The organism is Metabacillus sp. FJAT-52054 (assembly GCF_037201815.1).
Classification (GTDB): Bacteria; Bacillota; Bacilli; order Bacillales; family Bacillaceae; genus Metabacillus_B; species Metabacillus_B sediminis.
Window position 1 is genome coordinate 1,596,443 of sequence record NZ_CP147407.1, and the last position, 13,418, is coordinate 1,609,860.

At 45.9% G+C, this 13,418-nt stretch carries 15 protein-coding genes; 14 read left to right on the forward strand and 1 reads right to left on the reverse strand.

The genetic code is table 11. From position 1 onward, the window contains the following. Positions 1-10: 10 nt before the first annotated feature. The 9 genes from WCV65_RS08455 to WCV65_RS08495 are packed head-to-tail and all read left to right on the forward strand — an operon-like array spanning position 11 to position 7,694. Positions 11-1,474, forward strand: coding sequence for an adenosylcobinamide amidohydrolase (locus WCV65_RS08455; protein ID WP_338781559.1), 1,464 nt, complete (start codon positions 11-13; stop codon positions 1,472-1,474). Continuing rightward, positions 1,467-2,414 carry an adenosylcobinamide-phosphate synthase CbiB gene (gene cbiB, locus WCV65_RS08460; protein WP_338781561.1) on the forward strand — a complete coding sequence of 316 codons (948 nt, stop codon included), beginning with the start codon at positions 1,467-1,469 and terminating at the stop codon, positions 2,412-2,414. Before WCV65_RS08455 ends, cbiB begins: the two co-directional genes overlap by 8 nt. After that, positions 2,389-3,453, forward strand: a complete 1,065-nt coding sequence (gene cobD / locus WCV65_RS08465; protein WP_338781563.1) for a threonine-phosphate decarboxylase CobD — start codon at positions 2,389-2,391, stop codon at positions 3,451-3,453. The genes cbiB and cobD overlap by 26 nt, the downstream gene beginning before the upstream one ends. Continuing rightward, complete coding sequence (locus WCV65_RS08470; protein ID WP_338781565.1) at positions 3,447-3,986, forward strand: bifunctional adenosylcobinamide kinase/adenosylcobinamide-phosphate guanylyltransferase; 540 nt, start codon at positions 3,447-3,449, stop codon at positions 3,984-3,986. The genes cobD and WCV65_RS08470 overlap by 7 nt, the downstream gene beginning before the upstream one ends. Continuing rightward, positions 3,983-5,479 (forward strand): cobyric acid synthase, encoded by a 1,497-nt coding sequence (locus WCV65_RS08475; RefSeq protein ID WP_338781567.1) that lies wholly within the window; start codon positions 3,983-3,985, stop codon positions 5,477-5,479. Before WCV65_RS08470 ends, WCV65_RS08475 begins: the two co-directional genes overlap by 4 nt. After that, a complete protein-coding gene (gene cobS, locus WCV65_RS08480; RefSeq protein WP_338781569.1) occupies positions 5,476-6,273 on the forward strand; it encodes an adenosylcobinamide-GDP ribazoletransferase in 798 nt (265 codons plus the stop codon). Before WCV65_RS08475 ends, cobS begins: the two co-directional genes overlap by 4 nt. Then, positions 6,225-6,851: a histidine phosphatase family protein gene (locus WCV65_RS08485; protein WP_338781571.1), complete on the forward strand. Its 627-nt coding sequence runs from the start codon at positions 6,225-6,227 to the stop codon at positions 6,849-6,851. Before cobS ends, WCV65_RS08485 begins: the two co-directional genes overlap by 49 nt. Then, a complete protein-coding gene (locus WCV65_RS08490; RefSeq protein WP_338781573.1) occupies positions 6,803-7,225 on the forward strand; it encodes a bifunctional adenosylcobinamide kinase/adenosylcobinamide-phosphate guanylyltransferase in 423 nt (140 codons plus the stop codon). Before WCV65_RS08485 ends, WCV65_RS08490 begins: the two co-directional genes overlap by 49 nt. A gap of 25 nt (positions 7,226-7,250) precedes the next feature. After that, entirely contained in the window at positions 7,251-7,694 is a 444-nt protein-coding gene (locus WCV65_RS08495) for a hypothetical protein (RefSeq protein ID WP_338781575.1), read from the forward strand. A gap of 261 nt (positions 7,695-7,955) precedes the next feature. On the opposite strand, the gene WCV65_RS08500 is transcribed toward WCV65_RS08495, so the two are convergent. Next, positions 7,956-8,084 (reverse strand): hypothetical protein, encoded by a 129-nt coding sequence (locus WCV65_RS08500; RefSeq protein WP_338781577.1) that lies wholly within the window; start codon positions 8,082-8,084, stop codon positions 7,956-7,958. Positions 8,085-8,305: 221 nt separating this feature from the next. Between WCV65_RS08500 and WCV65_RS08505 the strand changes: the two genes are divergently transcribed. From WCV65_RS08505 to WCV65_RS08525, 5 genes are all read left to right on the forward strand, one after another. Then, on the forward strand, positions 8,306-9,337 hold the full coding sequence (locus tag WCV65_RS08505) for a LacI family DNA-binding transcriptional regulator (protein ID WP_338781579.1): 1,032 nt from the start codon (positions 8,306-8,308) through the stop codon (positions 9,335-9,337). Positions 9,338-9,391: 54 nt separating this feature from the next. Then, on the forward strand, positions 9,392-10,111 hold the full coding sequence (locus WCV65_RS08510) for a ThuA domain-containing protein (protein WP_035413304.1): 720 nt from the start codon (positions 9,392-9,394) through the stop codon (positions 10,109-10,111). Between the two features lie 139 nt (positions 10,112-10,250). After that, complete coding sequence (locus WCV65_RS08515) at positions 10,251-11,294, forward strand: Gfo/Idh/MocA family oxidoreductase (protein WP_035413302.1); 1,044 nt, start codon at positions 10,251-10,253, stop codon at positions 11,292-11,294. Beyond that, positions 11,291-12,322 (forward strand): Gfo/Idh/MocA family oxidoreductase, encoded by a 1,032-nt coding sequence (locus tag WCV65_RS08520; protein ID WP_035413299.1) that lies wholly within the window; start codon positions 11,291-11,293, stop codon positions 12,320-12,322. Before WCV65_RS08515 ends, WCV65_RS08520 begins: the two co-directional genes overlap by 4 nt. A gap of 21 nt (positions 12,323-12,343) precedes the next feature. Further along, the gene (locus tag WCV65_RS08525; RefSeq protein WP_035413297.1) at positions 12,344-13,312 is read left to right on the forward strand and encodes a sugar phosphate isomerase/epimerase; all 969 of its coding nucleotides are present in this window, start codon (positions 12,344-12,346) and stop codon (positions 13,310-13,312) included. Positions 13,313-13,418: the final 106 nt, after the last annotated feature.

A 13,418-nucleotide genomic window follows, 5' to 3' on the forward strand; every position in this document is an offset into this window, starting at 1 on the left:
AGGTTAATATATGATTTCAGTTCAGAATATTGCTGGCGGATATCATCAAAAAAACATATTGAATAACATCTGTTTCTCCGTGCAGGAAGGGGAGTTCTTCGGTATTCTCGGACCTAATGGCAGCGGGAAAACGACATTGATGAAGATGCTATCAGGCATTCTGCCGGTGACAAAAGGACAAATCATGATAAAAAATAAGAACGTAACGGCATACTCCAGCAAAGAACTGGCGAAGGTGATGGCTGTTCTGCCCCAGCTTACCCAGACAGCGTTTGACATGACGGTAAAGGAAGCGGTCAGTATTGGACGCTACCCCCATCAGGCAAGGATTCTTCCAAGGTGGACAGTTGAGGATGAAGAGCTTGTGGAGCTTGCGATGAAGGATACAGGGGTCGCCGGATTTGCCGGGCGTTCAATCCAGAGCTTAAGCGGTGGAGAACAGCAGCGCGTCTTTTTGGCTCAGGCACTTGCCCAGGATCCGGATATTTTGCTTTTGGATGAGCCGACGAATCATTTAGATCTTGCATTCCAGCAAAGTCTTCTTTCACGTTTAAAGAGCTGGACAAAAAAACGGAACTTAACGATTGTTTCTATTTTCCACGATTTGAATATGGCCAGCCTGTATTGCGACAGAGTGATGCTTTTGAGCGAAGGAGCCATTTCAGATATCGGGACACCTTATGAAGCGCTGCAGGAGCCAACATTAAAAAAGGTGTACAGCGCAGAGGTTAAACGCCATTATCATCCGTCCCATCAAAGCCCGCAGGTCATTCTGGATTCCCCGGGAAGCCCGGAAAGGCAAGTCAGGATTACAGAGGAATGGCTGTCTATTCACCCTGAATACATCGCTTTAAAATCACCAATTCCGTTAAAAACGCTGTCTTCTGCTGTTGTTCATGCTGGTATTGGCTGGTATACGACCTTTTTAAACAGACATGTAGATCTAAATTACAGCACCGATCATGCACAGGTGGATTTAATCCGTTTCATTCAGTCAAAAGGCTTTGATCCGAATGAAACGGCTGGGATGATGACGGCGGTTCAGCTGGAGGATGTCAGTGTAAAAATGACCGAGCTCGCGGGCTTTTCCATATTGACAGTCGTGACTGCCGGAACAGGCAATGCGGCAGATGCTTCGAGTGGAATGGACAGACTGAGTGCTTCCCAAGGTACGATCAACACATGGGTATTTGTAAATGGAATCTGCTCAGAGGAAGCATTCATCCAAGCTGTAATTACAGCGACAGAAGCGAAAACGAGGGCTTTGGCAGACCGGTTTATTCAAGACCCTGTAACGAAAACCCTGGCTACTGGAACAACGACGGACAGTGTTCTGATTGCCGCTACCCAGCAGGGACAGGAATTGCCTTACGGCGGTCCTGCAACAGAGCTTGGCAGGGCTATTGGAAAAAGCGTGTATGATTGTACAATCGATTCCGTCGGCCGGTATTTGGAGAAAAAAAGACATGCTTAATCATCTGCTTGCCTTAAGTATTGCATTTCTCCTTGATCGGCTCCTTGGAGATCCCCCAAAGATGCCCCACCCTGTCAGGTGGTTCGGTACAATGATTGCTTTATTGGAAAAGAGGCTGAATAAAGGGGAATACAGGAAGATAAAAGGGATTATGATGGTGCTGATTCTCTCAGCGGCGGTCGTCGCCGCGGTGATTGTTTTACAAGAATTGTGCTACACTCTTCATCCTGCGGCCGGTGTTCTTTTCGAAGCAGCGGTTATCTTTACTGCAATCGCCGAGCGAAGCTTAAAGGAAGCAGCATTGGAAGTGGAAAAACCATTAAGGTCCGGTTTGATTGACGAAGCCCGGATGAAACTGTCCTATATTGTAGGCAGAGATACAGAAGACCTTCACGAAAGCGAAATCGTGAGAGGAGCGGTCGAAACGGTTGCAGAAAATACAAGTGATGGAGTGACAGCACCGCTATTTTGGGCGGCAGCCGGCGGAGCTCCCTTGGCCATTTTTTATCGGCTTGCTAACACACTTGATTCAATGGTCGGTTATAAAAATGAGCGGTATCATGAATTTGGCTGGGCTTCCGCAAAGCTCGATGATGGATTGAATTGGATACCTGCAAGAATAACGGCCTTTATGATGCTGCTGGTTCACGGTAAGCTTGGGTTTTGGAATCAAGTATCCCTGGATGCAAAAAAACATCCAAGCCCAAATAGCGGATGGGGGGAAGCAGCTGTTGCATTTATGCTTCATATTGAGCTTGGCGGCATCAACTTTTATCAGGGTGTCCAATCAGACAGAGCAAGAATGGGAAAGCCGGAAAGGCCATTGAAAAGGATCCATATCATTCAGTCTGTTGAGATTATGGAAAGGACGGTAGCTGCCTTTATTGTTTTCTTATGGATAGGAGGAATGCTTGTTGAATTTACCCCATCATGGTTCTAATCCGCAGCATGTGTATCATCGTCTCCATATGATTCCTCCGGATAAAATCATAGACTTTAGCGTAAATACCAACCCCCTTGGTCCGCCGCCTTTTATAAAAGAAAACTGGCTGGATTATTTGCAGGATATTTACGATTATCCTGATCCTGAAGCAGCGGCTTTGGTGCAGGCACTTTCTGAAAAAGAGCAGCTCCCGGCAGAGTGCATCCTGCCCGGGAACGGTGCGGCAGAACTTATTTTTATTTTGGCCCAGCTGTTAAAGGATGAACAGGTGCTGATTACAGAACCAGCTTTTTCGGAATACCGCCAGGCATTGGAGGTGCAAGGTGCAGTCATCGACTCACTTGTTTTGAGAGAGGAGAATGGCTGGGACCTTGATGAACGTATTTTTAAGAAGATGCAAGGAAAAAAAGCTGTCTTTATCTGCAATCCAAGTAACCCGACTGGAAGAGTCTACAGCCGCGCTCTGCTCCTTGAGGTAATCAAACAGGCAGAAAAAACAGAAACCCTTATTATCTGTGATGAGGCATTTTACGATTTCACTGCGGAAAGTCATTCACTTGCAGGGGACCTCTGCCGTTTTTCGAATTTGATTATTTTACGATCCGTAACCAAAATGTATGCTCTTGCTGGAATCAGGCTTGGCTATGTGATGGCATCCGCTCCTATAATTAAAAAGCTAAAGAAAAGACAGCCGCACTGGAGTGTGAATGCACTGGCGCAGAGAATGGGGATTTCCTGTGCAAAGGATACAGATCATGCTGAGAAGACGAGAGGATGGATCGCTTCTGAACGGGAAAAAGTGAAATATGAGCTTCTTTCCATTGGAATGACCGTTTACCCGAGCTCAACCAACTATTATTTGATTGCAGCGCCAAAGGAAAAAGAACTTTACCCCTATCTGCTGAAAAAAGGCATCGTCACAAGGCATACAGAAAATTTTGCCGGATTGGACGGAAACTATCTCCGGATTGCCGTGAAGCTGCCCAATGAGAATCAAGCGCTTATTGCGGCGCTTAAGGAGTGGAAGGGATGCTGATTTTTATATCAGGAGGAGTAAGGAGCGGCAAGTCATCATTTGCTGAACGGATTGCAGAGGAAGCTGCAGCAGGCAATGGGAAATTAAATTATATTGCCGCAGGACGGGCTACAGACAAGGAAATGGAGCTTAGGATTGCCATGCATCAATTAAAGCGCAATGACTCTCAGAAATCATGGGAGACGTTTGAGAAGCCGCGGAATCTTCATGAGCTTGCTCCTCACTTCAGCCGTGATGATATCCTTGTCCTGGATTGCCTCACAACTTGGCTGAATAATGAAATGTTTGCCCCCGATCCCCCAGAAGATCCAGTAAATCATATGATGATGGGAATTCGCAGGCTCCGCCAATCGTGCGGTATGCTGATTGCTGTTTCAAATGAGCTGTCATATGATGCTCATCTTTATGAGGGGGCTGTTTTGGAATACATAAAAGTTCTCGGAAGACTTCATCAGGCTGCTGTGAAGGAAGCGGATGAGGCATACATGGTGGAAAACGGGGTGCCCATTTTGAAAAAGGGGGATAAAGAGTGAAAGGGATAATGCTTCAAGGAACCTCCTCCGATGCAGGCAAAAGCCTGCTTACTGCCGCCCTTTGCCGGATTTTTTTCAACAAAGGGCTGAACACGGCTCCATTCAAATCCCAGAATATGTCCAATAATTCATATGTAACAGCAGATGGGATGGAGATTGGCAGGGCCCAGGGAGTCCAGGCTGAGGCTGCGGGCCAGGAAGCAACTGTATATATGAATCCAATTTTGCTCAAGCCTTCGAGTGACATGCAGGCAGAAGTCGTCCTGTTTGGAAAGAGGGATTGTGTTTTATCAGGTATGGCATACCGTACCGACTACTACCAAAAGGGTTTGCAGGCGATTCGGACGTCACTGGATGAACTGAGTAAAAGACATTCCTATATTATTGCAGAAGGAGCAGGCTCTCCGGCAGAGGTGAATTTAAATGACCGGGAGCTTGTTAATATGAAGGTTGCCGAGCTTGCTGAATTGCCGGTTATTTTGGTAGCCGATATTGAGCGGGGCGGTGTTTTTGCAAGCATCGTCGGTACGCTTGCGCTTCTTAGTCCGGATGACCGGAATCGGGTAAAAGGGCTGATTATTAATAAGTTCAGAGGAGATCTCGAACTATTTCAGGATGGTGCGGACTGGCTTGAAGAACAGACGGGTCTGCCGGTACTCGGAATTATTCCTTTTCTGCATGGTCATATGATTGAAGGAGAAGATTCCCTTTCTATAGCCTCCATTTTCCCTGAAAAAACCGTCTATAGCGTGGATATAGCTGTGGTCCATCTTCCCAGCATTTCTAATTACACGGATTTTGAACCATTTTTATATGAAAAGGATGTACGAATCCGATTCGTCGCGAAAGCTTCTGATTTTGGGAATCCCGATGCTGTCATCCTGCCAGGCACCAAAAGCACACTGGCAGATTTAAAAACGATTCAGGACAACGGACTTGGCGAGTCGATTAAGGCCCATGCTGATGCAGGAAAAGCGGTGCTTGGAATTTGCGGGGGCTATCAAATGCTTGGTGAAAAGCTGGCAGATCCTTATGGAACCGATACTGGAAAACAAGGAGAGAGCGCAGTTGGCTTGAGGCTTTTGCCAGTATCTACTGAATTCGGGATGATTAAAGAGACGACCCGCAGAAAAGGATTTACAGCTGAGAACTGCGGCCTCGGGAGAATACCGGTGGACGGGTACGAAATACATATGGGGGTAACAAAGAGCGAAAGCATCTATCCATTTCTTGAGTTTCCAGGTGGCAATGGCGATGCAGGAACGGTGTCCGGTTCGATCATTGGAACCTATATGCATCATCTGTTTTACAACGACAGCTTCCGCACCGCATGGCTCAACAGGCTTCGCAAGGCTAAAGGGCTGAAACCAGCTACGGAACTGAATCTGGAAGCGGTGAAGGATCTACGCTACAATCTGCTTGCAGAGCAAGTTGAAAAGCACTTGGACATGGAGAAATTGATGTGCATGGCTGAAGGCGGGTGTGAGCAGTGAAGAAGAGAACAGAAGGCATACTGATCGCTATCCAATTTTTTACGGCTGTTCCAGTAAAAAGATCCTTTGAGCTGGATGAAAAAAGAGTCCTTTATGCCGTTCAATGGCTTCCGTTCGTAGGTCTGTTAATCGGTGCTGTCCTGTCTGGATTGCTATGGCTTGTCCTGACGTTCACACCATTTTCAATGCCCGCTGCCGCATTCATCATTTGGATGGCAGCCATTTTACTGACCGGAGGATTGCATCTTGACGGCTGGATGGACTCGAGTGATGCTTATTTTTCATATAGAGACAGGGAAAAGCGGCTGGAAATTATGAAGGACCCCCGGACAGGAGCCTTCGGAGTTCTATCTGTTATCATTTTACTGGCAGCACGATTTCTTTTTATTTATGAAGTGATTGAAGGACTGCAGTGGAGAGACTATTTCCTGATGTCAGCTATTCCAATGCTATCCCGAATGGGAATGGGGGCACTCCTCGCGGCCGTTCCATCCGTAAAGTCAGAGGGGTTAGCCTATTTCTTTCAAAAGGATTTGAAAAGAAATAAGGTATTGCGGACGTACTTCACGGCTTTACTGGCGGCGGCCGCAGTTTTTTATATGGCCGAGCCTTTATTATCTCTGTATCTTGCTATGCTTGCTGCCCTGATTCTAGGTTTTACGATTGCAGCAAAAGCTTTTTTTAAAGAAGAATTCGGCGGTGTGACCGGAGATTTGCTCGGAGCTTCAGCTGAAGGAGGGGAAACATGGTTATGGATGGGTTTGTGGCTGTTACATTACTTCGCCATGGCTTGACTGAAAAAAACAGCCGCAATGCCTATATTGGCTGGACAGACGATTCCTTATCCTGGGAAGGGCAATCCGCCTTGGCTGCAGTCAGCCTCCCTAAACCTGCCGCATTGTTTACAAGCGGAATGCTCCGGACAAATGAGACGGCAAGCCTGCTCTTTCCGGGACTAAAGCAAAGGGTGATCGATGATTTAAAGGAATATCACTTCGGCAGCTGGGAAGGTCATACATACGTGGAATTAAAGGATGATCGAGAGTATCAGCTATGGCTTGAAAACATGGAAGATCACGCTCCTCCGGGAGGTGAAAGCTTGCAGGTATTTAAAAAAAGGGTGATGAATGGGTGGAAAAGAGTCCGTGAATCCTTGCTTGATGAGGAAGCTGAAACAGCGGCGATCGTCAGTCATGGCGGCCCGATTAGACAGCTGTTAACTTTACTGTCCGGGGATGGGCGGCCTTATTGGGAATGGACGATAAGCCCAGGAGCGGGATATGAATTGATTTGGACAAAAGATTCATTCAGGAGGGGAGAACCATGCACTTCGTTACGGGCGGTGCCTGCAACGGCAAGGCTCAATGGGTAAGAGAGCAAAGCTGGTGGAAGGAAGAGGAAGGTTTATGGATCAGTGCCTATAAAAAAGACCCTTTAATTCAAGGCTTCAGACAGGTTACGGTCATTGAAGGACTTGAACAATATATTCGGGAAGACGTCCTTCAAACGGGTAAAGAGACTTCCGGTCAATGGCGGGCTGCAATCAGCAGGTGGCTGGAATGGGAAGAACATGCTCACGGCAGAAGGCTTGTCCTGATCGGTTCGGATATTTCAAAGGGAATTGTCCCAATTGAAGCGGAAAACAGGCTTTGGAGAGATGTAACGGGGTGGATCTACCAGGAAATCATGCGGAAGTCGGTTCAGGCGGATCTGATCTGGTACGGCATTCAAACCCCTTTGAAATAAAAGGAATGGCGGAAGGATGTAGAGTATGCGGGATATCGAAACATTCCAGCTCTCTAAAGGTGAGTGGCTGGTTGCAGCATCAGATAATGCGGGGGCTATCGGCGAAAAGGCAGAGGATCAGGTTCATGCCCCCCTGGAAACGGTGGCAAAGCATACATTGAGAGTAGCACTGATGGAATGCATGTCCGCAGGGGCTTATCCTTTTTCCATCATGCTGCATAACTTTAACGGAGAGCAAGCATGGGAACGCATTCAACAGGCTTGCAGAGAATTGCTGGATGAAGCGGGAATTGGCAAAGTGTCCATATCAGGCAGTACCGAAAGCAATATGAAGATGATTCAGTCGGCACTTGGAATAACGGTTCTTGGTAAAGCATCCAATGTAAGAACTGGCCACACTCCAAACGGGGCCGGATTTGCAGTGATCGGACAGCCGCTTGTAGGTTCTGAAGTGCTTGATAGAAAATAAGATGAAATGATTTCTATTCCCCTTTTTCTCAAGCTGCTGGCACATCCAGCTGTATATGAACTGATACCAGCAGGATCAAAAGGGATTGTCCATGAGATAAAAATCCTTAGCCCGCATGCCAGCTTCATAGAATGCGAGCTTGATATACACAAATCGGCCGGGCCTGCGTCCTGTGTCATTATGTCATACGACAAAGCGTATAATACTGAATTAATGAATGTTTGCAAAGGTCTTTTTCAGCCTGTTTCCCTCACAGAATGATCAGGCTTTTTTTAAGTTTTTCAGCATCTTCAAAAGCTTCTGATTTTCCTCTGATACTTTATATCCCAGGTCAGCTGTCGTGAATTTTTTTGTTTTTTTAAAGCTGTTTTTTTTATTTTTTTGCTCCATAGCCGAACCTCTCCCTTGCCGCTCATCATGTTATATTTATATGTCAATCACCGTGAAAAATATCCGGATTTCTGCCTATTTAAAAATAGAGAAATGAGGATAAGTGTTTAATAGAATGGAAGCGGTCTCTAAAACTTAAATATTTAGAAAAATAAAGATTGTTTTTCGAAAATAAATCGTTTAGTATGTAAGTGGAGTTAACCGGTTAACTAGGAGGAATTATGAAAAAGAAAGTCACGATTAAGGATGTTGCCAAACATGCCGGCGTTTCCAGCGCAGCTGTTTCTTATGTCCTGAACGGGAAAAATAAGGTCTCGGGAGAAACGAAGGAAAAGATCCGCAGAGCCATTGAGGAACTTCACTATCTTCCCGATTTGACAGCCATTAGTCTTTCTAAAAAGCAATCCAAGCTGATCGGCTTGCTTAAAATTTTAAATCAGGACTCCTTATTGCCGGTATTCCAGACAAATCTTTATTATAATGAATTTATCAGCGGAGTCGAAAGTGTAGCCCGGGGTTACGGGTATGATATTCTCCTGGCAGGAATCGGTGTGGCAGATGAATGCAGCCAATGGGTTCAGAGAAGGAATCTGGATGGACTGATTGTCATGAATGCATCAGGCTCCATCGCAGAGGAGCTGGCCCGCCATATAGCTATTCCGATCGTTCTGGTAGATACATATGATGTACCGGAAGGCAGCTATCACACAATGAATATCGATGACGAGGAAGGCGGCTATCAGGCGACCGCACATTTGCTTTCACTTGGTCACACATCTATTGCCATGGTTGTTGCAGAAGCAAAAAACAGCCCGGTTGATGAACAGCGGCTTAAAGGCTACAAAAGGGCACTGAAGGAATTTGGCGTTCCGTTTAAACAAGAACTGATTTTTGAGAGCGGTAACAGTACGCTTGAAGCCTCACTGGATGCCGGACAAAGCATCCTGGACAGTTCAGAGCCCATTACTGCGGTATTCGCTACTTCTGATATTGTGTGTCTAGGAATCATGAGAAGATTTGCTTCAATGGGAAAAAGAATTCCTCAGGACTTTTCAATAGTCGGATTTGATGATTTAAATGTTAGTCAGTATCTATCTCCAAGTCTGACCACAGTAAGGCAGGATATTTTGGCAAAAGGAATTCAATCATCTGAAATGATTTTCTCGGCTCTTTTTCAAAAGGAGCAGGGACTCACTAAAAAAGTCCTTCCGGTTGAGCTCGCAGTCAGAGAGTCAACTATGCAGATTACGTAAACGATTAACCCAGCCGGTTAATTGATAGAAAAATACATAAGGATGGTGCAGGAAATGAATGTAACAGTATGGAATGAGAATCGTCATGAACAGAAAAACCCGGAAGTGCGCTCCATTTATCCAGACGGAATCCACGGAACCATTGCGGGATTTCTTGAAGAAATGGGCCACCGTGTTCAGACAGCCACATTGGATGAGCCGGAACACGGTTTAACAGATGACGTTCTTCGCAGCACAGAAGTCTTGATCTGGTGGGGGCATCTTGCGCATGAAGAAGTAGACAGTGTAATTGTAGAAAAAGTGAAAAACAGGGTATTAGACGGAATGGGACTGATTGTTCTCCACTCCGGCCATTTCTCTAAAATTTTTAAATCCCTAATGGGTACAGGCTGTGATCTGAAATGGAGAGAAGCTGACGAAAAAGAACGTCTGTGGGTAGTTGAGCCAAGCCATCCAATCGTAGATGGAATCGGCGAGTACATCGAACTTGAAAAAGAGGAAATGTATGGAGAGCACTTTGACATTCCAGCACCTGACGAGCTTGTTTTCATGAGCTGGTTTGAAGGCGGAGAAGTATTCAGAAGCGGCTGTACATATAAAAGAGGCAGCGGTAAAGTGTTCTATTTCCGTCCGGGCCATGAAACATACCCAACCTATCACAATAAAGACATTCAAAAAGTAATTGGAAATGCAGTACGCTGGGCAGCGCCTGCCGATCGTGAAAAACCGGTATACGGTAATGCACAGCCGCTTGAAAAAATCACAGTAAAATAAAGGTAGAAAAGCCGGTTGTGTATTCATAGGCTTATTGAACCCAACCTGCTTAGGAATACCTGCATCATGAAGCTTTGCCGGAAGCAATTTTTCGAAAGAACCAGATTAAATATTATCCATTTTGAGGAGGAACCATCACATGACAAAAATTAGAATTGGTGTTGTAGGATGCGGAAGCATTGCCATCCACCGCCACCTGCCTGAATATGCAGTCCTGGATACTGCAGAAATTACAGCCGTATGCGACATCGTCGAGGAGCGCGCAAACGAAATGGCATCTATCTACGGAGCAGCTGCCTATACTGATTATCAGGACTTAATTAACAGCGGCAAGGTAGATGCAATCAGTGTCTGCACGCCGAACTACCTTCATGCTCCTGTATCAATTGCAGCGCTTAAAGCCGGATTGCACGTGCTTTGCGAAAAGCCGATGGCCACATCAAAAGAAGACGCTGAAGCAATGATTGCTGCTGAAAAGGAATCAGGCAAAAAGCTCATGATTGCTCACAATCAGCGTTTTACTGCTGCTCATCAAAAAGCACGCAAGCTGATTGAATCCGGTGAAATGGGAAGAATCTACAGCTTCCGTACAGCATTTGGCCACCCTGGACCTGAAGCATGGAGCATCGATGGAAAAGACAGCTGGTTCTTCAAAAAAGAAGAAGCATTTATTGGTGCAATGGGAGATTTGGGTGTTCATAAAACAGACTTAATGCGCTACCTGCTTGGAGAAGAATTTACGGAAGTGGGAGCATTCGTTCAAACGAGTGCAAAAACGTTCGGAGATGTGGACGATAATGCGGTGTGTGTATTGAAAACAGGATCAGGGATACTTGGTACATTAACGGCGAGCTGGTCTTATACAGGTAAGGAGGACAATTCCACCATCATTTATTGTGAAAATGGAATTATCCGCCTGGAGGATGATCCTGTTCACAGCTTGGTCATTCAATACTCAAATGGTGAAATCGCAAAATTTGAGCTTGGCAAGATTCAGTCAAATGAAGAAGGCGGTCAAGTCATTTCCAAAGTTGTCAATCATTTCGTTGACTGCATCGTCGAGGATAAGCTGCCGCTGGTTACTGGGGAAGAAGGAAAAAAATCGCTTGAAGTGATTTTAGCTGCTATGGAATCCAGTGAAACAAAGCAAATTGTGTCGATCAGCCAGGGCGTTATTGCATGAAAAAGCTAAGGATTGGCATCATTGGAGCAGGAGGCATTGCTACGGGACGCCATATTCCATCCTTTCAGCACTTTTCAGACCAGGCAGAAATTACAGCTGTGAGCGATATTAATGTCCATCGTGCAGAAGATGTAGCAAAAGAGTTCGGGATTCCTCAGTTTTTTGGGGACTATACTGAAATGCTTCCTGAAGTAGATGCAGTAGTCGTATGTACACCGAATAAATTCCATGCGGAAATCTCCATTGCCGCGCTCCGGGCAGGAGTTCATGTACTATGCGAGAAGCCGATGGCGCTGTCAGCTGCCGAATGCAAAGTAATGATTGAAACGGCTAAAGAATGCCAGAGAAAGCTTGCTATCGCCTACCATTACCGGTATATGAAGGAATCGCAGGCAGCTAAGAAAGTAATGATCACCGAGGAAATCGGCACACCTCTAGTCGTCCGCATTAAAGCTCTAAGGCGCAGAAAAGTTCCGGGATGGGGAGTCTTTACAAACAAGGAGCTTCAAGGAGGAGGCAGCTTAATTGATTACGGCTGCCACCTGCTTGACCTAGCTCTATGGCTGATCGGCAATCCGAAAATAATTGATGTAACAGGCAGCACATACAATGCGTTAAGCAAAGTGCCGAATCAGGTAAACCTGTGGGGCCATTATGATCATCAAAGATTTAACGTCGATGATCATGTGACGGCCTATATTCGCTTCGAGAATGGTACGTCGATGCTATTTGAAACGTCCTGGGCAACGAACATCCGTGATGATGAGGAACATCTCAGCATTTCAGGCGTAAATGGCGGGATCAGTGTTTTTCCAATGGAATTGTACACAACTAAATACAACATGCTGTTCAATAGTCAGCCAGCCTGGATTCCTGGAGAAGAGGATCCCGGAATTCTTCAGGCTAAGAATTTTATTGCTGCCTGCTTTAATGAAGAAGAGCTGATTGTTCAGCCTGAAGAAGCGATGCAGGTTTCTGAAGTAATCGATGCGATCTACGAAAGCGGGAAGATTACCATTAAAGAATAGAGCATAAAAGGAGTGGGAGATATGAAACTAGGCGTATTCACTGTTTTATTTTCCGATATGGAATTCGAGCAAATGCTTGATACCGTCCAAGCAGCGGGTCTGCATGCGGTCGAAATCGGGACAGGCTGCTATCCGGGAAATGCTCACTGCAATTTGGACGAGCTTTTGTCCAGCGAAGAAGCAAGAAAGCAGTATAAAGAAAAAGTAGAAAGCCGCGGACTGACGATCAGTGCTTTCAGCTGCCACGGCAATCCGATTTCTCCTGACCGTGCTTTTGCAGCAGAATCGGATGAAACTCTTCGAAAAACAATCAAACTGGCTTCGCTTCTCGAGGTTCCGGTTGTCAACTGCTTTTCCGGAACAGCAGGTGAATCCGAAGACGCAAAATATCCGAACTGGCCCGTGACTCCATGGCCGAATGAATACGGCGATGTTTTGACATGGCAGTGGGAAAATAAGCTTGTTCCTTATTGGAAAGAGGTTGGGGAACTTGCAAAAGAGCATCATGTGAAAATCGGACTCGAGCTTCATGGCGGTTTTCTGGTTCACACACCGTATACCCTGCTCAAGCTTCGTGAAAAAACATGTGATGCGATTGGCGCAAACCTGGATCCAAGCCATCTTTGGTGGCAGGGAATTGATCCGGTAGCAGCGATTAAAATTCTTGCTAAAGAAAACGCCATTCACCATTTCCATGCTAAAGACACCCATATTGACCCGGAAAACGTCAACATGTACGGCTTAACTGACATGCAGCCTTACGGCGAAGTCCGTTCCAGAGCCTGGTCATTCCGCTCTGTCGGCTGCGGCCATAGCAATGATGAATGGGGCCGCATGATCAGCACGCTGATCACATACGGATATGATTACGTGGTCAGCATCGAGCACGAAGACCCGATCATGAGTATCCAAGAAGGCTTCAAACGAGCCGTAACCAATCTGCAATCCGTACTTATAGAAGAAAAACCTGCTGATATGTGGTGGGTATAATAACAAAAAGGACAGCCCTTGTCATTAGGAGCTGTCCTTTTTTACAGGCGGAAATGTCATCTGGGTGATCAAAGCAATGGATTTAAGCTGCATGATCCTCAGCATA